19 protein-coding genes are annotated in these 19,749 nt (G+C 69.5%); 5 read left to right on the forward strand and 14 right to left on the reverse strand.

Annotated features, from left to right (window positions below):
- Positions 1 to 78 precede the first annotated feature (78 nt).
- Positions 79 to 1,047 (reverse strand): GNAT family N-acetyltransferase, encoded by a 969-nt coding sequence (locus E7T09_RS00945; RefSeq protein ID WP_168734641.1) that lies wholly within the window; start codon positions 1,045 to 1,047, stop codon positions 79 to 81.
- 385 nt (positions 1,048 to 1,432) lie between these two features.
- Entirely contained in the window at positions 1,433 to 2,179 is a 747-nt protein-coding gene (locus E7T09_RS22045) for a transporter (RefSeq protein ID WP_240741551.1), read from the reverse strand.
- Between the two features lie 238 nt (positions 2,180 to 2,417).
- Between E7T09_RS22045 and E7T09_RS00955 the strand changes: the two genes are divergently transcribed.
- Positions 2,418 to 3,197: a sulfite exporter TauE/SafE family protein gene (locus E7T09_RS00955; protein WP_136387278.1), complete on the forward strand. Its 780-nt coding sequence runs from the start codon at positions 2,418 to 2,420 to the stop codon at positions 3,195 to 3,197.
- Positions 3,198 to 3,250: 53 nt separating this feature from the next.
- On the opposite strand, the gene E7T09_RS22155 is transcribed toward E7T09_RS00955, so the two are convergent.
- The 6 genes from E7T09_RS22155 to E7T09_RS00980 all read right to left on the reverse strand — a co-directional run bounded on the left by E7T09_RS22155 (position 3,251) and on the right by E7T09_RS00980 (position 10,305).
- Complete coding sequence (locus E7T09_RS22155) at positions 3,251 to 3,628, reverse strand: hypothetical protein (RefSeq protein WP_240741552.1); 378 nt, start codon at positions 3,626 to 3,628, stop codon at positions 3,251 to 3,253.
- Positions 3,625 to 3,840 carry an HAD family hydrolase gene (locus tag E7T09_RS22160; protein ID WP_240741553.1) on the reverse strand — a complete coding sequence of 72 codons (216 nt, stop codon included), beginning with the start codon at positions 3,838 to 3,840 and terminating at the stop codon, positions 3,625 to 3,627. The genes E7T09_RS22155 and E7T09_RS22160 overlap by 4 nt, the downstream gene beginning before the upstream one ends.
- A 369-nt stretch (positions 3,841 to 4,209) precedes the next feature.
- Complete coding sequence (locus E7T09_RS00965; RefSeq protein ID WP_136387279.1) at positions 4,210 to 5,886, reverse strand: hypothetical protein; 1,677 nt, start codon at positions 5,884 to 5,886, stop codon at positions 4,210 to 4,212.
- Between the two features lie 128 nt (positions 5,887 to 6,014).
- Positions 6,015 to 7,637: a hypothetical protein gene (locus E7T09_RS00970; RefSeq protein WP_136387280.1), complete on the reverse strand. Its 1,623-nt coding sequence runs from the start codon at positions 7,635 to 7,637 to the stop codon at positions 6,015 to 6,017.
- A gap of 59 nt (positions 7,638 to 7,696) precedes the next feature.
- A complete protein-coding gene (locus tag E7T09_RS00975; RefSeq protein ID WP_136387281.1) occupies positions 7,697 to 9,277 on the reverse strand; it encodes a hypothetical protein in 1,581 nt (526 codons plus the stop codon).
- Positions 9,278 to 9,288: 11 nt separating this feature from the next.
- Entirely contained in the window at positions 9,289 to 10,305 is a 1,017-nt protein-coding gene (locus E7T09_RS00980) for a hypothetical protein (protein WP_136387282.1), read from the reverse strand.
- A gap of 383 nt (positions 10,306 to 10,688) precedes the next feature.
- Between E7T09_RS00980 and E7T09_RS00985 the strand changes: the two genes are divergently transcribed.
- The 4 genes from E7T09_RS00985 (at position 10,689) to E7T09_RS01000 (ending at position 14,703) form a co-directional block, all read left to right on the forward strand.
- Positions 10,689 to 11,870 (forward strand): GAF domain-containing protein, encoded by a 1,182-nt coding sequence (locus E7T09_RS00985; RefSeq protein WP_136387283.1) that lies wholly within the window; start codon positions 10,689 to 10,691, stop codon positions 11,868 to 11,870.
- Entirely contained in the window at positions 11,867 to 12,556 is a 690-nt protein-coding gene (locus tag E7T09_RS00990; RefSeq protein ID WP_136387284.1) for a response regulator transcription factor, read from the forward strand. The genes E7T09_RS00985 and E7T09_RS00990 overlap by 4 nt, the downstream gene beginning before the upstream one ends.
- A 721-nt stretch (positions 12,557 to 13,277) precedes the next feature.
- Positions 13,278 to 13,628, forward strand: a complete 351-nt coding sequence (locus E7T09_RS00995; RefSeq protein WP_136387285.1) for a hypothetical protein — start codon at positions 13,278 to 13,280, stop codon at positions 13,626 to 13,628.
- Positions 13,629 to 13,668: 40 nt separating this feature from the next.
- The gene (locus E7T09_RS01000) at positions 13,669 to 14,703 is read left to right on the forward strand and encodes a nuclease-related domain-containing protein (protein ID WP_136387286.1); all 1,035 of its coding nucleotides are present in this window, start codon (positions 13,669 to 13,671) and stop codon (positions 14,701 to 14,703) included.
- Between the two features lie 2 nt (positions 14,704 to 14,705).
- Here the strand turns inward: E7T09_RS01000 and E7T09_RS01005 are convergent, their stop codons facing one another.
- The 6 genes from E7T09_RS01005 to E7T09_RS01030 form a co-directional block, all read right to left on the reverse strand.
- Positions 14,706 to 15,275 carry a hypothetical protein gene (locus tag E7T09_RS01005; protein WP_136387287.1) on the reverse strand — a complete coding sequence of 190 codons (570 nt, stop codon included), beginning with the start codon at positions 15,273 to 15,275 and terminating at the stop codon, positions 14,706 to 14,708.
- Positions 15,272 to 16,204, reverse strand: a complete 933-nt coding sequence (locus E7T09_RS01010; protein ID WP_136387288.1) for a hypothetical protein — start codon at positions 16,202 to 16,204, stop codon at positions 15,272 to 15,274. Before E7T09_RS01010 ends, E7T09_RS01005 begins: the two co-directional genes overlap by 4 nt.
- The gene (locus E7T09_RS01015) at positions 16,194 to 17,501 is read right to left on the reverse strand and encodes a zinc ribbon domain-containing protein (protein WP_168734642.1); all 1,308 of its coding nucleotides are present in this window, start codon (positions 17,499 to 17,501) and stop codon (positions 16,194 to 16,196) included. Before E7T09_RS01015 ends, E7T09_RS01010 begins: the two co-directional genes overlap by 11 nt.
- A gap of 257 nt (positions 17,502 to 17,758) precedes the next feature.
- Positions 17,759 to 18,511 carry a hypothetical protein gene (locus tag E7T09_RS01020; RefSeq protein WP_136387290.1) on the reverse strand — a complete coding sequence of 251 codons (753 nt, stop codon included), beginning with the start codon at positions 18,509 to 18,511 and terminating at the stop codon, positions 17,759 to 17,761.
- Entirely contained in the window at positions 18,508 to 19,182 is a 675-nt protein-coding gene (locus E7T09_RS01025; protein ID WP_136387291.1) for a hypothetical protein, read from the reverse strand. Before E7T09_RS01025 ends, E7T09_RS01020 begins: the two co-directional genes overlap by 4 nt.
- A 50-nt stretch (positions 19,183 to 19,232) precedes the next feature.
- The gene (locus E7T09_RS01030; RefSeq protein ID WP_136387292.1) at positions 19,233 to 19,730 is read right to left on the reverse strand and encodes a hypothetical protein; all 498 of its coding nucleotides are present in this window, start codon (positions 19,728 to 19,730) and stop codon (positions 19,233 to 19,235) included.
- Positions 19,731 to 19,749 lie beyond the last annotated feature (19 nt).

Here is a 19,749-nt window from a genome sequence, read left to right on the forward strand (position 1 = left end):
GACTGGCTCAGCGTACGCGTCCCTTCAGTGCACCACCAATTGAGGGTTGGTTCATGAAATCACCGGGCGAGCGTGGGCTCACCCGGACGGCGGCACCGTGAACTGCCAGCGTTCCCCCCCGCCCAACGGCAGGCGCACCGGGATCACGCTGGTGACTTCGAGGTGGAGGTCGTCCAGGACGCGTTCCCAGAACCGCCGAGCCCCTCCATTCTCCCGGTGGAAGTCCACAGTCCACGTTCCGCGGCGGGCGCCAAGCAGATCACGCGCCAGCGACCGGCCCAGGCCGCGCCCCTGCCACGCAGGCACGACGCTCAATTCCGACAGCGCGAACCGCGTGGCATCCCGGCCCTGCCGCAGCAGCACGAAGCCGGCAGGCCGCTGGTTTACCCACAGCAACTGGGCGTGATCCGGGCCGCCCTGCCAATACCGCTTGAAGGGGGGATACCGGTACTCCCCGCTGGCCGTCATGGGGACATGGTGGTATGGACTGAGGGCATGCAGGTGGTGTTGAAGGAGCGTCCAGGTGAGGGCCTGGTGCCTGGCCGCCGCTGGCCGGAGGGCATAGTCCGGCACCAGCGCCGCCGGCCCCTGCGGGTTCAGGAAGGCCGCCTGCACCGCCTGAGACCGTAAGGTCGCCTCCCACCGCGACAGGGAGGCGCGCACATCCGTCCGCTCCTGGCCGAGCTGCAGCACGAGCGCGCGCGTCACTTCATCGACGCGGCGCGCGCCCTCAGCCGTCAGGATCAGCAGGGTGCGGTTCCCCCGGGCTGGATCCACCGCGCGCTGCAGCAGCCCATTGCGCTCCGCCCGCTGGGAGAGCTCCACCACGCTGTTGTGGCCCAGCAGCATGGACTCGGCCAGCTCACCAACGCTGGGGGTGCCGGTGAGATGCCCGGCCACGTGCACCAGCAGCGCGTACTGTTGTGACGTCAGGTCGGCCGCCTGAATGTGCTGCAGGCTGGCCCGGTCATAGCGCACCACCGCGTCCCGGAAGGTGGCCAGCGTTCGGTAGGCAGACGCAGCGATCTCCGTGTGGGCACGATTCATCCTGACCATCCCTGGACGCGTTCAAAGTCAGAACACACTGCCATCGCACGGCCTCCCGCCCTCCGCGCCGAAGCCGCTCCCCAATGTGGGGGATCAGACCTTAGGGAACCACGCTCCATGTCGCCTTCATCATGAATCACAACGGCGTCGCGTGCCCTTGAGCACTGATGCTGGTCGGCACGATCCCCCACGACGCCCCGGTCGCGGTTTGGTCGCCCAGCGCGCCGGGTCGGCCACCAGGGCGAGCGATTTGGCCGGCGCGCCATGCACCACTACCGCGACCACGAAGGCGGTGATAGCAGGGTACCGATCGGGAATGCGCGGCCGTACTCGACCAGGCATGGTGGGCATGAGCCACGTGGTCGTGGTCACAGCAGAACCGCCTTCAGCCCATGAGTTCCAGCAGGTACAGGGCCACGAACCCCGCAAAGAACGCGGCGGTGATCAGCGGCGTCTCCTTGACCTCGTGTGCCTCGGTCAGGAGTTCCTCGGTGACCAGGAACAGCAGCGCCGCGGCGCCGAAGGACAACACGATTTCCAGCGCCAGCCCCGACAGGCCCTGCAAGAGCGTGCCCCCGAGCAGCGCCCCCAGGATCACCAGCAGACTCAGGCCCGTCACCGTGGCGATGGTTCGGCCGCGGGATGTGCCCGCCTGCCCCAGACTGGATGCCACCGACACCCCGAGGAACAGCAGTTCCAGCGTCAGGGCCACCACCAGCAGCGTCCCCACCCGCGCGCCCGCCGCGAAGCCCACGCCGATCAGCAGGCCGTCGATCAGGACGTCGATGCCGACCACTGTGATCAGCCCGACGTTGCTTGCCTCCTTGCCGGTGGTCTGGGGGCCGACGCCCTCCAGCCGCTCGGCGAAATGCCGGATGAGGAGCATCACGATGACGCCGAGCGCGAAACCGATCACCACGCCGACAGGCTGGTGATTGCGCGTGATCTCGGGGAGCAGTTCGCCGGCGGCGGCCGCGAACACCACGCCTGCGGCGAAGTGCTGGACGAGGCTGCGCAGCTGATCGCTGGGCGTCCTGAAGGTGGCGACTGTGCCGCCCAGGATGGTGGCCGCCACCGGGATCAGCGTCAGGGTCAGGATCTGACCCAGCGGCGCACTCAAGAGCGTGGGCACCCAGTGGCCATCTGGGGGCGCTGAGTGTCGACAGTGCCCGAATGGTCAACGCGTCGCGCGCGAGCTGCACCAGACCTGAGGGAGATCAGTCGGGCCGTCTCACAGTGCGGGGCTGCCGAGCGCGCGGAAGTCATCCCTCACTGTAGCTGAGCGGTCGCTCATACATGGACTTGGTCGGGATTGTTTCGCCCTACGTCATCGGTGCTGCTGCGCTGCACCTTCCGTAGAATGCCTCGGCATGTCGTCCCTCGATCTGCTGGCACTCGTCGTGATTTTCTTCGCGACGAGCGTCATCAGCGTCGTGACCGGCGCCACCTCTTTGATCACCGTGCCCGCCCTGCTCGCCTTTGGCGTCCCGCCCACCGTCGCGCTCGGCACCAACATGCTGGCCCTGACTGCGCTCAGCGTCGGCGCCTCAGTTCCGTTCCTGGGTGGTGACACCCTGGATCGGTCCCGCCTGCCTGCCCTGATCGGCCTGACCCTGATCGGCTCCATCGCCGGCGCGCTGCTGGTCTTCAGGGTGCCGCCGACCATCCTGCCCCTGATCATCGCGGTCGCCATGCTGGTGGTGGCAGTCGTTGTCCTGCGGTCGGCCCGCCGCGCCACACCGGAGCTTCCCTCCCCGCAGCACGGCCCATTTGTCGGCTACGTGCTCACGCTGCTGCTCGCCGTCTACGGGGGGTTTTTCAGCGGCGGGTACGTGACCCTACTGACGGCGGCCTTCGTCACGGCGTTCCAGATGCCCTTTCTGCGGGCGGTGGCGACCACCAAGGTGGTAAACGTGGCCTCGTCGCTGGTGGCCACAGTGATCTTCGCGTGGCGCGGCGTCATCGACTGGCGTCTGGGCGCGGTGCTGGCCGTGATGATGTACGTGGGGGCGACGCTCGGGGCCCGCTGGACGTTGCGGCTCCCCGAGGCTGTCGTGCGCCGCGTGTTCGTGGTGACCGTGGTGCTGCTCGCCATCAAGACCCTCGCCCTTGATGTCCCGTGGGGACAGCTGGAACAGCTGTCCCCCTGAGGATCACGCCGCCGAGCATCAGACACCATGGCAGGCGGCATCATGGCCGGCCGTCAAGCAGGGGTGGGCGTACGTCCTGGGCGTGGGGTGGCACCTGTCCCTGCGAGACGGTTCAGCAGCAGGGCGTTGACGGTCACGATGACGGTGCTGGCGCTCATCAGCAGCGCCGCCCACTCGGGGCGCAGCAGCAGGCCGTAGCTCGGGTACAGCACGCCTGCCGCGATGGGGATCGCCAGGACGTTGTACGCCGCCGCCCAGAACAGGTTCTGCCGGATCTTCGACTGCACGCGCCGGGCGAGCACCACGGCGCCCGCGACCGCGGCCCGGTCGTTTCGCACCAGGATCACGTCGGCGGTCTCGACGGCCACATCGGTACCGGCACCGATGGCGATGCCCACGTCGGCCTGCGCGAGCGCGGGCGCGTCGTTCACGCCGTCACCGACATCGCAACCATGCGGCCCTGGGCCTGGAGTTCCTGCCCCTTCGCTGCCTTGTCCTCCGGGAGCACATCGGCGATCACGGTGTCGATGCCGAGGTCACAGGCCACGGCGCCGGCGGTGCGGCCGTTGTCGCCGGTGAGCATCACGGTGCGCACGCCCGCGTCATGCAGGGCGCTTACCGCCTGACGGGCGGTCGCCCGCACCGTGTCGGCGACCGCGGCACTGTCCCCGCACGGACAACAAAAGAAAAGACCTCGACTGAGTCGAGGTTTACGTTGGTGGGTGGTAGAGGACTCGAACCTACGACCTCTCGCGTGTGAAGCGCGAGATTTGCCGTCTAGGACGCTTAAATTCGCTCTAACTCGCAATCTGGCCTGCGGGTATTGGGGCCGCTCACGCTATCTCACCCCGTATTCACTCGCTGTCTGTCGGTCACTGTCGATCAGCGTTTGAGGTGGGCGATTGACACGGGCCACGCACATCACCTCGTCAGCGCCGTCCTTCCCGACCACGGTGTCAGTGGTTCGTGGCGAGGAAGGTACCGCGCCCGAAATGAGGCGAGGACGGCAACCTCACTGCACCACGAGGTCGAGGGTCGACACCCGCACGTCGAAGTGCATGCTCTGCCCGCGGGCGTCGCTCACCGTCAGCGTCGTCGTGCCGGCACTCACCGGCGTCACGGTCAGGGTTGTCCCTGACACGCTCGCCGTCACATTGCTGTTGTTGGCCGTCACGGTGAAGGCGCCGCTGTACCCAGCTTCCTGAAGAGTGAAGGCCTTCGCGGCGCCACTGGGGAAGTCGTACAGCGCCGGAACCGGCTGCGTGCCGTCCAGCACCGTCACCGGGTTGCCTTTGACTGTCAAGGTCAGGGTCTTGACGGTCACACCACCGCTGGCCACCGTGATGGTCACCGGCCCCGATGTGTTCGGCGCCGTGATCGGGAAGTAGGCGTTGTCCGAGTCGTCATAGGAGAGCTCTCCGACCACTGCTCCACCTGTGGCTGTCACCGTAGGTTCTGAGGCGATCTCGATGCCGTAGATGTCCTGCAGCGTCACATACAGGGTGCTCGTCTGACCCGTGTTCACCGTGTCCGGCGACAGGTTGATAACCGAGTTGTCGAGACTGACCGGCCCGTTTTTGGGAGCGTAGCTGACTGGCGCGCCGACTACGCCCTCGAAGTTGAGCGCGAACGTGTACCAGGGATAGGGGCCTCGCGGCACACTCATCGGGGTGGTGAAGAGGAAATGGGCCTCGCCGTTGGCATCGGTCACAGTGCTCTCTGGGTTGAAGGAGCCAAGACCGCCGGAGTCGGCCGTCACCCGCACGCCGCTCGCATGCACGGGCCTGCCCAGGTAGGAGAACAGTTTGCCAGTGACGTGCATGATGGAGCCGGGAATCCCCGTATATGTGTTGTAATCAATGGCAACACTTGCTGAGTGAAGCGCACTCACGGCGTAGTCGGCACTCGCGAGCGAACCTGTCGTGGTGGCGCAGTTCCCATCTGGCGGAATGAACACCGTGGTGATCTGATCGCCCGTGTTTGTGGGCTCCGGCGCCGTCAGAACCGGCGCGCTGGTGGTGCCACCCGTCAGCGTGAAGGCCGGATTGCTGCTGCAGACCCTGAACGCTGGCAGACCAGGATCGAGGATCACCTGGCCGCTCGCATCCTTGAGCGTCACCGCGAGGGTATACGCCCCGCCCTGGTCGAGACCCACCTGGTGCGGGCCATTCCCGTATGAATCGTAGTCGTAGAGGTCGCCCAGACGGCTGGTCACGCTGAGGGTGCCGCTCCCGGCGGCCGCCACGCCCGTCAGGGTCACCGTCAGCGGGGTGTTGGCGCCGGCCGTGACCGTGATCTGCTGAGTGGATGTGGACAACACTGCGCCGTGCACGTCCAGTGCGTCGATCACCAGGGTCTGCGATCCCGCGGGGACGACGAGCGAGAAGGTGCAGCTGACGCCCCCGCTGACCGCTGCGCAGCCGGGGGCGTTGGCGCCGACTCCGAAGGTCTGGTCGACCGTGCCGATCCGCACGCGGACGGCCGTGGTGCCGGCAGACAGGAACTGTGCCCCCAGCCCGCTGGCCTTGACCGCCGGGATGAAGAGCTTCAAGGTGGCGCTGCCGGTGGCCTTCACCGGCGTCGAGGGTGCGGACGAGGTGGGGTCAGGGGTCGTGGTGGGCGCTGTCGACTGGGAGCACGCGGCGAGCAGCAGGGTGAGCGAGAGCAGAGAAGCCAGTCTGAGGTGCATAGAAACCGTCCTTTGAAGGGATGACGTGAAGGTGTCGGCTCACCAGCGGTGAATCGGTCGTCGAAGAGCGCGAGCTGGGAGGGCGACGCCGCGTGGCGCCATCCCAGCTCGCTTTGGGGTGCCCAGCCTCAGTGCACGGTGATGCTGACGGTGGTGACCGTCACGTCGAAGGTCACGGTCTGACCGTACTGGTCGGTGATCGTGATGGTGCTCACGCCCGCGCCGATCGGCGTGACGGTCAGCACCCCGTTCGTGATGGTCGCCGTGGCGACGCCCGGGTTGCTGGACGCGGACGTGAACACGCCCGTCGACCCCGGCTGGCTGAGGGTGAAGGTCTGCGCGCCCCCGCTGCTGAAGTCGAACACCGGCGGGATCGGCTGGCCGCCCACCGTGATCACGACCGGGTTGGCATTGACGGTCAGCGTGCCGGTGCCCACCGTGTTCCCGCCGACCTTCGCCGTGAAGACCACCGTGGTCGGGTTGGCCGTGATGCTCGTCGGCGCGGTGACCGGGAAGGTGAACACGTTGTTCACGGCGGCACCGCCCATGGCCGCGCCGATGGTCACGCCGTTCGTGCCGGTCAGCGTCGGCGCCGTGGTCACCGGGTTGCCGTTGGCGTCCTTCAGGGTCACGGTGACGGTGCTGCTGCCGCCCACGAACACGGTGTCCGGCGTGACGGTCAGGGTGGAGGTCGTCGCGTTCGCCGTGCCCGCGACAGTCGTGAAGGACGCGGTGCCACTCACGCCCGCGCTGCTGGCGGTGACGGTGCCGGTCGTGATGGTGGTGGGGGCGATCACGTTCACCGATGCCTGACCGGTCGAGTCCGTGACGTCCGACGCCGCGCTGACCGAGCCGGCCGAGGTGCTGAAGCCCACGGTGCGCCCGGCCACCGTCAGCAGGTTGTGCTTCGCCGTGTACAGCTGCGCCGTGGTGACCGCGCTGGAGCCGGCCACGATGGTCGCCGGGACGCTCGCCTCCAGGGTGAAGGCGGGCACCGTCAGCGCCGTGCTGGCCAGGGGGTTGGCGGTCGTCGAGCAGTTGCCGTCGGCGGGGATGAACAGCGTGGTCGTCTGCGCCGCGCCGGTCGGTTCGGGGGCTGTCACGACTGGGGTGGTGGTCGCGGCGCCCGCCACCGTGAAGGCGGCGTTGGTGCTGCACACCGTGAAGGTGGGCAGGCCGGGGTTCACGATGATCTGCCCGCTCGCGTCGCGCAGGGCCACGCCGAAGCTGAACGCGCCGCCGCGGTCGAGGATCGCGCTGCCGGTGGCCGCCGTGACCTCTGCGGGACGGCTGGTGGGCGTGAGGCTGCCCAGCCCAGCCGCCGCGACCCCGGTGAGCAGCACGTCGAAGGCGTTGTTCTGGCCCTTCACGACCGTGACGGTCTGGGTGGAGGTGGACAGCACGTGGTTGGCGGCGTCCAGGGCGTCGAGGCGCAGGGTCTGATCCGCGCCGGCGCTAACGGTCAGCGTGAAGGTGCACGACACGCCCCCCGTGACGGCTGTGCAGCCGGGCTGGGCGGCCCCGACCGGGAAGGTCTTGTCGTAGGTGCCCAGGCGCACGCGCAGGCCCGTGGTGGTGGTGGGCACGTACTGGGCGTGGAAGCCGCTGGCGCTGGGGATGAAGACGCTCAGGGTGGCGGTGGCCGGCACTGGGGTGGACGCTACGGGCGTGCTGGCGGTGGGGGCGGGGGTGACGCTGGAGCAGCCGGCGAGAAGGAGGGCGGAGACGAGCAGGACAGCGCGGTTGGTCATCATGGGGAACCTACCTTGAAGGGTGAGAGGGCGAAGGGCGAGGCGTGCGGTGGTGGAGATCATGGGGTGGGGACGGCAGCTGTGGTGATGCCGCTGACGGTCACGGGGGTGGTGCTGCTCGTGGTGGTGCCGTTGCCGAGCTGACCGTTGCTGTTGTAGCCCCAGGCGCGCACGGTGCCGTCCGCCAGAATCGCCAGGCTGTGGTAGAGACCGCCCGCGATCTCAACGGCCGGGTTGCTGGCCGTGATGCCGCTGACGGTCACGGGTGTGGTGCTGCCCGTGGTGGCGCCGTTGCCGAGCTGACCGAAGTTGCTGTAGCCCCAGGCGCGCACGGTGCCGTCCGCCAGAATCGCCAGACTGTGGTAGTTGCCGCCCGCGACCTCGACCGCTGGGTTGCTGGCCGTGATGCCGCTGACGGTGACGGGGGTGGTGCTCTTCGTGGTGGTGCCGTTGCCGAGCTGGCCGACGTTGTTGTAGCCCCAGGCCCGCACCGTGCCGTCCGCCAGAATCGCCAGGCTGTGACTGTATCCGGCGGCGATCTCAACGGCCGGGTTGCTGGTGGTGATGCCGCTGACGGTGACGGGGGTGGTGCTCTGTGTGGTGGTGCCGTTGCCGAGCTGGCCGTAGCCGTTGTACCCCCAGGCGCGCACGGTGCCGTCCGCCAGAATCGCCAGACTGTGACCGTTTCCGGCGGCGACCTCAACGGCCGGGTTGCTGGTGGTGATGCCGCTGACGGTCATGGGGGTGGTGCTGTCCAAGGGGCTGGGGTTGCCGAGCCGTCCGCTGCTGTTGTTCCCCCAGGCGCGCACCGTGCCGTCCGCCAGCAGGGCCAGACTGTGACTGTCACCACCGCTTATAGCGTCACGCGCCGAGATCGTTTTTAGACTCTGGGTGGCCAGCACGCTGCCCATTCCACATGTCAGGCCCGAGTAGGCGGTCAGGGTATGCGTTCCGGCCGTGGTCAGCTCCACCCGGTAGCGGTTGGGGAAGGTTGCATCGCTGATGTTCGTGACTCTCACGTTACTGTCGCCGCACAGGGTGGCATCTGCGGGAGCGTGGTTGACGGTGTCACCCACCGCATCTTTGGCCAGGATGTCGTAGTACGCAACCAGGCTGTGCCCGCCGCTAAAGCGGAAGCGCGCGTAGTTGCCGATGACTTTGGTCGCCGGATCGAACTGCTGCACCGCAGATCGAAGGCTGTATGTCACGTTCACGGCGTCGAGCGTCATGTCCAGGGCGTTGTCCTGACCCTTGACCACCGTCAGGCCCTGGCTGCCCTGCGAGATCAACACGCTCGTGGCGCTGTACGCCTTCACGGTGAAGGTGTGTGCGCCCGCGCTGACATACAGCTTGACCGGGCAGCCGCTGGCCGTGCAGGTCAGGCTCGACAGGGCAATCGTGGTCGGCGCGGCGCTGTCCACGGCCACGGTCAGGCTGGTGGTCTTGCTGGCGTTCAGGTACTGGCCGCTGATGGCCTTGAGGTTGGGCAGCACCAGCCGTACCAGGGACTGCTCTGGGCCGGGTGTGCCGATGGTCGGGGTGGTGGTCGCCGTGGGGCTGGCGGCCTGTGGGGCGGTGGGCTGGCTGCACGCGCTCAGGGCGAGCAGACCGGCCAGCAGGAGACGTCGGGGAACGGTCATGGCGGCTCCTGTCAGTGCGCAGTGACGGTCGTGGTCGTCACCGTGAGGGGAAGGTCAGTGTGCAGGGCGCCCGACGTGAACGTGACCATGCAACTCCCGGCCGCAAGCGGCTGCACCGTGTAGCTGGTGGTGGTGCTGGTCGAGGCGCCCGCCGTGACCGTGGCGATCCCCGCGCAGGTGCCGGTGACCGTCGGCGCCGCGAGCGTGCTGCTGCGCGTGACCGTAACCGTCTGCGGCGTCACCGCGTTCAGGAAGTCGAGGCTGGTGGGCGTGGCGTACAGCACGCTGGGGGCGCTGACGGCGCGGGTCGAGGCCAGGAAGATCGCGGTGAACGGCTCGATCCGGGTCACGGCCGCTACGGTGGTGAGCCCCTGCGTGCTGGTCGTGACCCGCAGCGCGAGCAGGTCGCCGTTCCGGACCGTGGCGCCGCCGGCGACGGGCAGCCCATTGACGATGGCCGTGCCGCCCAGCGTGCTAACCGTACCTTTCCCGCCGCTGAGATTGGCGAGCTTGCCGCTGAGGCTGCTCACGGTGCTGCCCAGCTCGGCGCTGGTCACGGGCGGGTACAGGTACGGCAGGGGGCTCCCCGGCGCGTTGCAGATCAGAATGATGGGCTGGGTGGTGGTCTTGCTGCTGCCCGGTGCGGTGCCGGTGATGGTCAGCGTGCCGAGATAATTCTGGGGCGTCTTTGGGCAGGTGGTGGTCATGGTCAGGGCGGCCTGACCGGATTTCAGCGTGCCGCTGGCGGGCTTGACGGTGACCCAACTGGGGCCGGTGATGCTGTAGGCCGCGGCGCCCGTCAGGGTGAGCAGGAAGCCGGTCGTGGTGGTCTTGCCGGTGGTGCCGGTGAGGATCACGGCCCGCAGGTCGCTGAGGGCCTGGCCGTCGAGGGTGCTGACGTCCGGAGCCTGATCGGCCACCAGGGTGAGCCACGGGGTGTCGGCGCCGGTTTGCGGCTCTGGCTTGGAGACGCTTCCACAGGCGGTCAGTGCCAGCAGGGTCAGGAGGAAGGGAAGATGTCGGGTCATGTGGAACCTCGGCGCGTGGTAAGCACGTGAGTGGACGGCGTAACTTGGCAGGTTCGTTCGGTGTGGTCTGCGTTTCTCTGGATCCCGCGCACCCTATGCGGAGGGGCGTGAATGAGGCGTGAATGCCGATCCGATAGAGGGGAGGATGACCACACAAGGCGCAGCGGGCGGCACACCAGGAGTCGGAGGCGCATCCCTTTAGGGGCGCGGCTGGGCATGGTGTCCTGGATGAAGGCAGTCTGAGCGCAGGTTCAGGCAGACCATAGGGGGGAAACCCCCGGCCCATCGGGCCGAATTGCAAACGGTAACAACAGCAGGAGATCGTCAGCGTTTGGTAGGGATTGCCCCCTAGGTGATCCCTGTAGAGCGTGCCAGCATCACGCATGAGCGCCACGCGGCCCCGGGCTGTGCCTGCCCCCCTGGATTGGTCCGTCTACGCGCCGCAGATCGTTGAGGATGCCGAGGCGGCCCTCGGCTTCGCGTTCATCGTGCTCGCCCGCTTTGACGTGGAGGCGCGCACCTCGCAGCCCGTGTGCTTCGGCGGTCTCCACGGGCGCAACGTCCAGCGCGCACTACGCTTCGCCCAGCAGCATGTGCCCAATTTCGATCTGCACCTGGTCAACGACCTGGACGCCAACCCACTGCTGCGCGCCGTCCTGGATGGCCGCGGCCCGGTGATCGGCTCCATCGAGGACTTCACTCGGGGCGTAACTTCCCCCCTGGTGGCCCGCATTGCCCGTCATCTCGCCGGCGCCGGGGAATGCCTGACGCTGCCGCTGTGCGTCGAGCACCGCGTGCTCGGCTGCCTGTCCGTGTACCAGCGGGATCCTCACTTCAGCCCCACCCAGATCCGCACGGCACAGGCCTTCGCCCGGCAGGTGGCCCTCAGCATCCACAACGCCGAACTCCTCGAGGAGGGCCGGCGCACAGCGGCGGCCCTGGACGCGTCCCGCCGCCTGGTGAGTGACTCGGAGGAACGCACCCGGCGGGACATCAGCGAATTCCTGCACTCCCACGTGCAGTCCCGCCTGCTCGTCGCCGAGTACCGCCTGGGGGAGATCGGGGAGATCAGCGCGGACGCCCGCGCCCAGATCGACGCCGTGCGCGCCGATCTCGAGAACCTGCGCGAGCACGATGTGCGCCAGGCCAGCCATCAGTTGCACCCGGAGGCGCTGCGCATCGGTCTGGTGACCGCGCTGCAGCTCATGGCTGCCCGCCTGCAGGGCGTACTGGATGTGCGGCTGGTGGCGAATGACGCTGTAATCGACGCGGAACGCACGCTCCCGATGGATCTGCGGCTGGTCGCTTTCCGCGTGATCGAGGAGGCGCTCGGGAACGTCCTCAAGCACGCGGAAGCGGATTCCGCGACCGTGTGGCTGGAGCAGGAGGCGGGTACCCTGCGGCTCGACATCATGGACGATGGCTGCGGGTTCTCGCCCACCCACCGCCTGCCGGGCCTGGGGCTCCTGAGCCTGGGGGCGCGGGTTGAGAGTGCGGGGGGACGCTGGGGCATCGAGAGCCGGGCGGGTGGCCCCACGCGCCTGTGGGCGGAGGTGCCCACGTGAGCCCACACACGGACTTCCGCGTGGTGCTGATCGAGGACGAGAAGCTGTTCCGCGACCTGCTGTGCCACGCGCTCGAGCAGACCGGCCAGGTGCGGTGCCTTGGGGCCTACGGAACGTCCGAGGCGGTGCTTGCCAGCGACCACCTAGATCGCGCGGAGGTAGCGCTGCTCGATATCGACCTGGGTGGAGAGGACGGCATCACGCTGGGCCGGCAGCTGCGGGAGCGGTATCCCAACCTGGGGATTGTCCTGCTGTCGAACCACGCGCATCTGGCGTTCGCGCGCGAACTCATCGCCGCGAACCTGACGGGGTGGGCTTACCTGCTGAAAAAGTCTGTGCAGGATGTCCAGACCGTCTTGCGAGCGATCGAGGGGGTGCGCCGGGGGCAGGTGGTGCTCGATCCGCAGCTGGCGCAGGGCCTGCCGGGCGGGTCACGCGCCGCGCCCTTGACGCCGCGTCAGCTGGAGTTGTGGAGCCTGATCACCCAGGGATATTCGAACTCGGCGATGGCGCAGCGGCTGAACCTGAGCCCAAAATGGATCGAAAACGCGTTGGGTGGACTGTACGCGGCGCTGGGCATCGACACGCGCGATCCACAGGTCAATGCCCGGGTCGCGGCCGCGCTGCTGTATGCCCGGGAAGCAGGCGGCGCCCACCTGACGGTGGTGAACGATCGTCGGAGCTGACCAGTCGGCTTCAGAGATTCAGGCGTCTCCAACAATCTCACGCTCTGAAGGCGTGTCATGACCAGGCGCCATTCGAACCGGCGAACGGTCACCCCGTTTCGGGTGGGCTGGGCCCTAATCAGCGTGACGTCCCGCGCCGCGTCGCGGTTTCCAGTAGCCAGCGTCGTCACCACCCAGCCGGACACCCGGTCGCCGACGATCCAGGACACGGGATTGGTGCGTCTTGGCTCCGTGACCCGGACGATCGGCGGCGCCCCGACCTGGATGAGCCCCAGTCCCGGCGTGGCGAGCAGTGCTCACGCGGCGCGTGTCATCGACCTGAACATGCCTTACTGTCCGGACCACTCCACCAGCTCGCGCGCGCTTGATGGCGCTCTGGGCCGCATCGAGGTGCAGCTGCGCGATGGCCTGGCCCCGGTTGGCGCACAGGCTGACGACCGCGCCTCAAGTCAGAGAACTCGACGACAGCCGGGCGGCCAGGTTCTTCGATGGGTCGCGCCTGCTGCCGCTCATCGCCTCGACCACCCATTGGGTGCTGAAGGTGGCGCACGCCGATCTCGCAGAGGATCACGCAGCCGGCCTGAGTCAGAATCTCCACCGCGATCCGTTCACAATGATGCGCCAGGGGGGGCGGCCAGAGTTCAGGGGCTTCCAGGGCTGAAGCTCTCCACGACGGAGGCGGGAAGGCGCCAGACGGCGCACTGTCCTATGCTGCAGGTCCATGCGTCAAAAGCTGCTGGATGGATTCGAGCGCGCCGTGCCCACCACCGCGCGGCTCCGCCATGAATGCCTGTGGGCCACCGCCTGGACGGTGCCGCTGTGGGTGCTGCTGCAGCTCCCCGCCGCGACCAGGGCGCTGTCGCCGCTGCTGCAGGCCCTGGTCGATGATGGGCACTGGGTGATGGCGTGGCTGCTGGTGCCGCTGTGCGTGCTCGTCGTGGTGGGGAGCTGCGCTCTGGCGATCTGGAACCGTGAAGCCCGTGATCTGCTGCCATACGCGGTGCTGGCGCTGTTGGACGCGGTCATGATGCGCGAGATTTTCGCGGGCCTGGGCGCACCCCCGCTGAGTTAAGGCGCCGCGCTGGTGCGCCACCCGCTACCCTGGGAACCCCATGATCCTGAAGGAGTCCACGCCGGCCCCGACCACCGACCGCTTCCAGCGCGCCGGCGACGAGGCCGAGAAGCAGATGGCCCACTACCTGCGCCGCGCGTTCGGGGCCGATCCTGCCATCCACGTCTTCAACGACCTGCGCCTGGAACACGGTGGCGAGGCGGCCCAGATCGACCACCTGGTGCTGCACAAGGCTGGGTTCATCATTATCGAAAGCAAGAGCGTGACCAGTTCCGTGAGCATCAACGACCGCGAGGAGTGGGCACGGGAGTGGAAGGGCCAGAAGCGCGGCATGCCCTCGCCGGTGCTGCAGGCGCGGCGGCAGGGGGATCTGCTGCGGGCGCTGCTGCAGGCCCACCGGGAGGAGCTGCGCAACAAGATCCTGTTCGGCATGAAGCAGGGTGGCTTCCAGGGATTCCTCATCGACGTCGTGGTGGCGATCAGCGACAGCGGCGTGGTGCAGACCCACCAGGCGCTCCCCGAGGTCAAGAAGGCCGACCAGGTGCCGGATCGCGTGAAGGAGCTGATGGCGGAGCACAGCGCGCTCGCGCACCCGTTCTCGCGCGACAAGCGCAGCGAGCAGTGGGGCTTCAACCTCACTCCAGAGGAGTTCACCAAGGTCAGCGCGTTCCTGCGGGCCAGGCACACCGAGCGGCACGCCGCGCCGGCGCCGTTGGGTACCGAGCCTCCCGCTACCGCGCCGGCGGCGGTGGGCCGGCACGCTCCAGAGCGCCCCACCTCGGTGCCGGCGCCGTCGGTTGGAACCCCGCGCCTGGCCCCGGCGCCGTCGATTTCTTCGCCCACCAGGGCCGACCCTGTAGCGGCGTTCCAGTGCGGCAAGTGCGGTGGCGGCGACCTGGAGATCAAGTTTGGGCGCAGCTACTACTTCCACTGCCGGGCCTGCGACGGGAACACCGCGATCCGGCTGACGTGCCCGGCGTGCGGGGCGGCGGCGCGCACCCGCAAGGTTGGGCCGCAGTTCTACCGGGACTGCCCGGCGTGCACGCGCTCGGAGTTGTACTTCACCAACCCGTAGGTTCATATTCCGGCGACGTCGAGCTCGACGTCCACCATCCAGCCGTGGTCACCATGGCCGCGATCCGCCCACGCCGCGCCAGTCAGGATGACCCGCCTGCTGGCGGTCGGTGGCACGTCGCCGTACGCGCGCTGCGCCTGCCACACCGGCGCGGCGACGATGCCCGGCACGCCCGCGAGGAGCAGGCCATCGGGGGCTGCGTGGGTGATCCATTGTGCGCCGCCCAGCGGGATCGGTAACCGCACGTGCGGCGCGCCGGCCCCGCCGAGCGCCGGCTCACCCATCTGAGCGCGCTGGCTGGCGATGGCGTTGACCAGCAGCGTGACGGGCACGCCGGCCACGTCGCCTCCTCGGCGCAGTTCCTGGGCTTCACCTTCGGGCGTGCGGTCAGGGTGGTCAGCACCGCCCAGTAGCGCGGCGACCGAGACGTCCTGTCCGGCCGCCTGCCAGTACGCCTGCTCGGCGGTGGCGAGGGCGACCAGGCCGCAGGCGGCGCGCAGCTGGCGCAGGTGGTGGAGCTGTTCGGGGGTGGGGTGCAGGGGCAGTTCGTGGAGGCGAAGTCGTGGGGTCATCGTGGCGTCCTTGGGGTGTGGTAGGTGGGGGGCAGCGGCTGCAGCGCGGTGGCGATGGTGCGCGCGCCGTACGTCAAGCCGGTGCGGCTGACACGCTGAATCCAGCGCGCCGGGCGGTAGAGGGCCGCACCGTGTAACAGCCGCTCGAGCTGCGCCGGGTCGGCCGTGTGCTGGGCAAGCAGCCGCGCGAGGGCGAGGTCGGCGCGGGAGTGGTCGCCGAGGTGAAGCGTGAGATCGCCGGCGTCGTACAGGTATGCGAAATACGCGCCGTGGGTATGCCGCGCGAGGCGCAGCACCTCGGCGTCGGCGCGCTGAGGTGGCTGAGGTTCAGAACGCCCGGGCGCTCCTGAGTGCGGCGTGACCAGGGCATGCAGCGCGCGCAGCCCAGCTCGGCGCGGTTCCACGGTGCTGGGGCTCCCTGGCAGGTGGCGGCCGCTGCAGGTCACGTACCCCGCGCTGATCAGCTCCAGCCCGGCGCCGCGCCGCCCGGCCACCGGGAGCGTGCCCAGCGCCAGGGCGTGGAGGCCGCTGCCCGACACGCTCACCTCCGTGTAGGTCGGGCCAAGCGTATCCAGCAGCCGCTGCGCGACCGGGTCGACGGTGCCGTTCACCAGCGCGTCGTCGATGTCGACCGCAACCAGCGGCAGTCCACCGATCACCGCGCGGCCCGCGTCGAGGGCGAGCCCAATGCCCGCGCAGCGCCCGGCGCGCCACAGCGCCAGGGCGTCGCCAAACGGCAGGCGCCACCGGGGATCACCGGAATCCACCGGGTACAGCCGCCCACCGGCCACGCGGCACGGCCGTTTGCCTAGGCGGCCAGTGCGGCGCGGCTCCAGGCGGAACGGCAGGTAGGCGTTGACTGCGCGCAGCGCCGCCGGCCAGTGGCACTCCAGAACGTCCCACGGGCCCGGCGGCGCCTCACCCGTCACGGCGGGCCGCCAGCATCTGCAGGGCGCGCTGCCGGTGGTTGCGCGCCGCGTTGATGTCCGCCGCTTCCCGCTGGCCGCACGGGCACGTGAACGGCCGCCCGCTCCCCGGCCGCGGCCGAACCCGGCCGCACCGTGAGCAGGTGCGCGTGGAGTACGCCGGCGGGGTGCGGATGAGCTCCACACCGTGCACCGGGGCCAGCGCCGTCAACCAGTCCAACGCGGCGCGGATGCCGATTCCGGGATCGCCGGCGTAGTCCGCGTAGCTGCCGTGCCAGCGGAAGCCGCCCCAGGCGACGTCTTCCACCGCGCACACCCGGTGCATCAGCGCGAGGGCGATCAGCTGCTCATGCCCTGGCCGCATGCGTTCAAACAGGGCCCGCCGTGCCCACGCCCGGGCGCGCCGCTCGCCGTGAGGGGTGATGCCTGGGCCAGGATCCAGGGCAGGCCAGACCCACGCCCCGGCGTGTGGCCGCGGGATCACCCCGTGCATGGCCGCTGACGCGTACGCCCAGGTGTGGCGCTGACCAGGGTCGACGCCCAGGACGTCATCAACGAGCCACCTGCTGGGCGCCGGGACGTGAAACGACCACACCACTTCCCAGCGCGGCGCCGTGGGGGTGCCTACGTCACGCAGGACGACCTGGTCGCGGCAGGTCGGAGCGCCCGGTGGCGGCGCCGGTGGCGCGCTGCGGCCGTCCAGTAGCAGCCCCACGGAGGCGTACCGGGCCCGCAGGCGCAACGCGTCAGCCGCCGGCTGGGGCGCACCACCGCTAAAGAACGCGGCTTCTGCCTGCGTCAGCCGCTCGGCTTCCCGCCCCAGCCGAGCGTGATGGCGGTGCCACAGGGCCTGGGCAAAGGGCGTCGGCAGCAGGTACAGGTCGGCCTCCACCAGGGCGTGGTCACCGAGGCCGAGAATCTCCAGGGTGACCTCATCGACCGGCAGCACGTTGCGCAGCGCGATGACAGGCGGTGGGAGGGCATCTAGGGTCGTCAGATCGCTGACGCGGCGCGGCCGCAGGGCGGGGGCGCGCCACACCTGCGCCACGCTGCTGACCGCCCACCCAAGCGCGCTCGCCGGCATGGACGGCCAGCCGAGGCTCCCGCGCAGGTGCTGGAGCTCACCCACGAGGCGCTGCTGGGTCACCGTGGGCGGCCACACCCGCGCATCGGGCGCCAGGCGGGGGAGCGGCGCCGCCCGGCCCGGCGCGGCGTCGACCAGGCTGAGCGGGTGGCCCGCAGCGTGGTGCAGCAGGGCCGTATGCACGGTGAGCTGCGCCGCGCGCACGGCGCTGGCCATACGGCGCAACCCCCGGAGCTGGCCGGGGGTCGGGTGAAGGGGCTGGGAAAAATCAACATGTCGATCCGTCAATGGGTCTCCTCTGAGATCGGCGTGCCTGGCGCGGTCTACCGTCGCACGCAGCCAACACCTCATTGACGTTTCAAGATGGGTGTGGTTCGGGGCTGTTTACGTGGTTCCACCCCTGCTGCTTCTATCCCCCCTCCCCGTGCTCAGTTCTTCCGTTGACTACCAAGACGCTGTGGCCTTGCGGCCGTTCAGCTCCCTAGCAGCCGCGCGATCACGGCGCCGACCAGACTGCTGGCGCCGGACACCACGGCCACAGGCCACAGCGCCGCCCACGACGCCGAACGTGACTGGGTGGCCAGCCGGTGGTGGGCCGCGACCCAGGCATCCAGGGCGGCGGTGAGCGCGCTCAGGTGATCGGTCCGCTGCCTGAGGTCGCGCGCGCTGGCCGTCACCGTGTTGTTGGCCTGCCGGATTCGCTCAAGGTGGGGGAGCACCTGGGGCAGTTCCAGCGTCATGCGGTTCAGGGCCGCGTACAGATCCGCGAGGACATCCCGGTGCTCCTCGACGACGCCACCGAGCTGGGGGGCCACCTCGGTCAGGCGCCAGCTGACGGCGCGCAGATCCGCGACCATCTCGCCCAGCGGCGCCGGATCGGCCGGTTCCTCATCCGGGGCCGCAGCCACCCATCCGCGGGCCGTGAGCAGCGCGGCCAGGGCGGCGCGCCGGCTGCGGGCGCGCCCGGACTCCCGGTGGGCGCGCGCGAGGGCCATCAACACCAGGAGTTCTTCCGGGTACATCCGCCCACCCGACGACCCCGTGGGCAGGGCGCCGCCGAGCAGCCCCTCGGCCTCGTCGCCGAACCGCCGCAGGGCCTCGTCGGACAGTTGCAGGCGCGCGCGGGCGCTGGCGGTTGGGATGAGGGGGCCGAACTCGCCCTCCAGCATGCGGTCGTACAGGGTCGCCTCGGCCTCCGTGTCCCCACCGTCCGGGGTGGGGATCACTGCGCCGCCCCCAGATCTGGGATACGGAGCCGTTCCCCCACGCCACCGTCGTGGGGCCGGGGGGGGCACCAGTCCACCGTGCGGACGACGACCACGGCGGTGTCGGGCAGGACGCGGCGCGCCAGGGTGAGGATCCTCCGGGTGCGGGCCTCTGAGCCCGTGCCCCACAGCTGGGGCCGGGGAACGTCGCCGCGGCGCTGGGGCTGGGCGTAGCTCAGGAGGCGCTCGGCCAGCACAGCGGTCGTGTGCGAGCCCGCGTCATACTCGACCCACCAGTGGTCAACCTCCCCATCCGCCCAGCACGTCCACACGGCGTCGGGGGTGGGAAGGCTCAGCCAGCGGTCGGGCGAAAGTTGTACGGCGCCGTCGTGCGCGCGCACCGTCCAGGTGCCCCACCCGGCCCCACAGTGGTGCCGCAGCGCCGCGGTGCCGGCCAGCTGGCGAAGCAGATCCCCGTCGTAGGCGGCCACCCGGGCGTCCCGGCAGAGAAAGGTGACGTGGTGCGGGGTGCTGTGGCGGGTGAGCCCGAGGCGGCGCTCGGCGAGGGGCCACCCGGCGGTGGCGGCGTGGTTCAGGATGGTGGGCACGTCGTGGCCCGTGAGGCGACACGCCTGCCCCACGGTCAGGGCGAGGTCGAGGCGAAGGGCGCGGGCGAGGGTTTCCAGGGTCATGGTCATCTCCAGGGGCCACGGTGGGCCGGTTCGGGCCATGACCGTGGTGGTCAGGCTCGGGATGCGCGGGCTTGACGGGTTGCGGCTTCCTTGGCCGCCTTATCGGCCTTGGCGGCGAAGTCGGTGCGCCAGTCGATGGCCTCAACAGACAGGCGCAGTTTGGCGGCCACTCGGCAGGCCTCATAGGCCGAAGGCTGCAGGCGTCGCAGCCGCCACTCGGTGACGGTCTTGGTGGGCCGGCCGGTGGCGACCTTGACGTCAGAGCGGTTCAGGCCGGCGGCGTCCAGCGCGTCGGCGAAGGTCAGGCGCTCCAGGGGCACCAGATCACCGGGCGCGATCTCCCGCAGCAGCAGCGTGGTGGCCCCGACGGTCAGCTGATGCTGGGCCACCAGGGCGGCCGCGGCGTCGGCCGCGGCCTGGCCAGACAGCCCGAGCTCCTTGAGCGCGCCCGTCAGCCGATCTCCGGTGAGCACCTGCAGGCGAATCTGCTGAGATCCGAAGTGCACAGCGGCCAGGGCGAAACTGCGGGCTTGGGTGAGCTTGTCCATGGCTTCACCGTAGCAGCGG

Source organism: Deinococcus sp. KSM4-11 (assembly GCF_004801415.1).
Lineage (GTDB): Bacteria > Deinococcota > Deinococci > Deinococcales > Deinococcaceae > Deinococcus.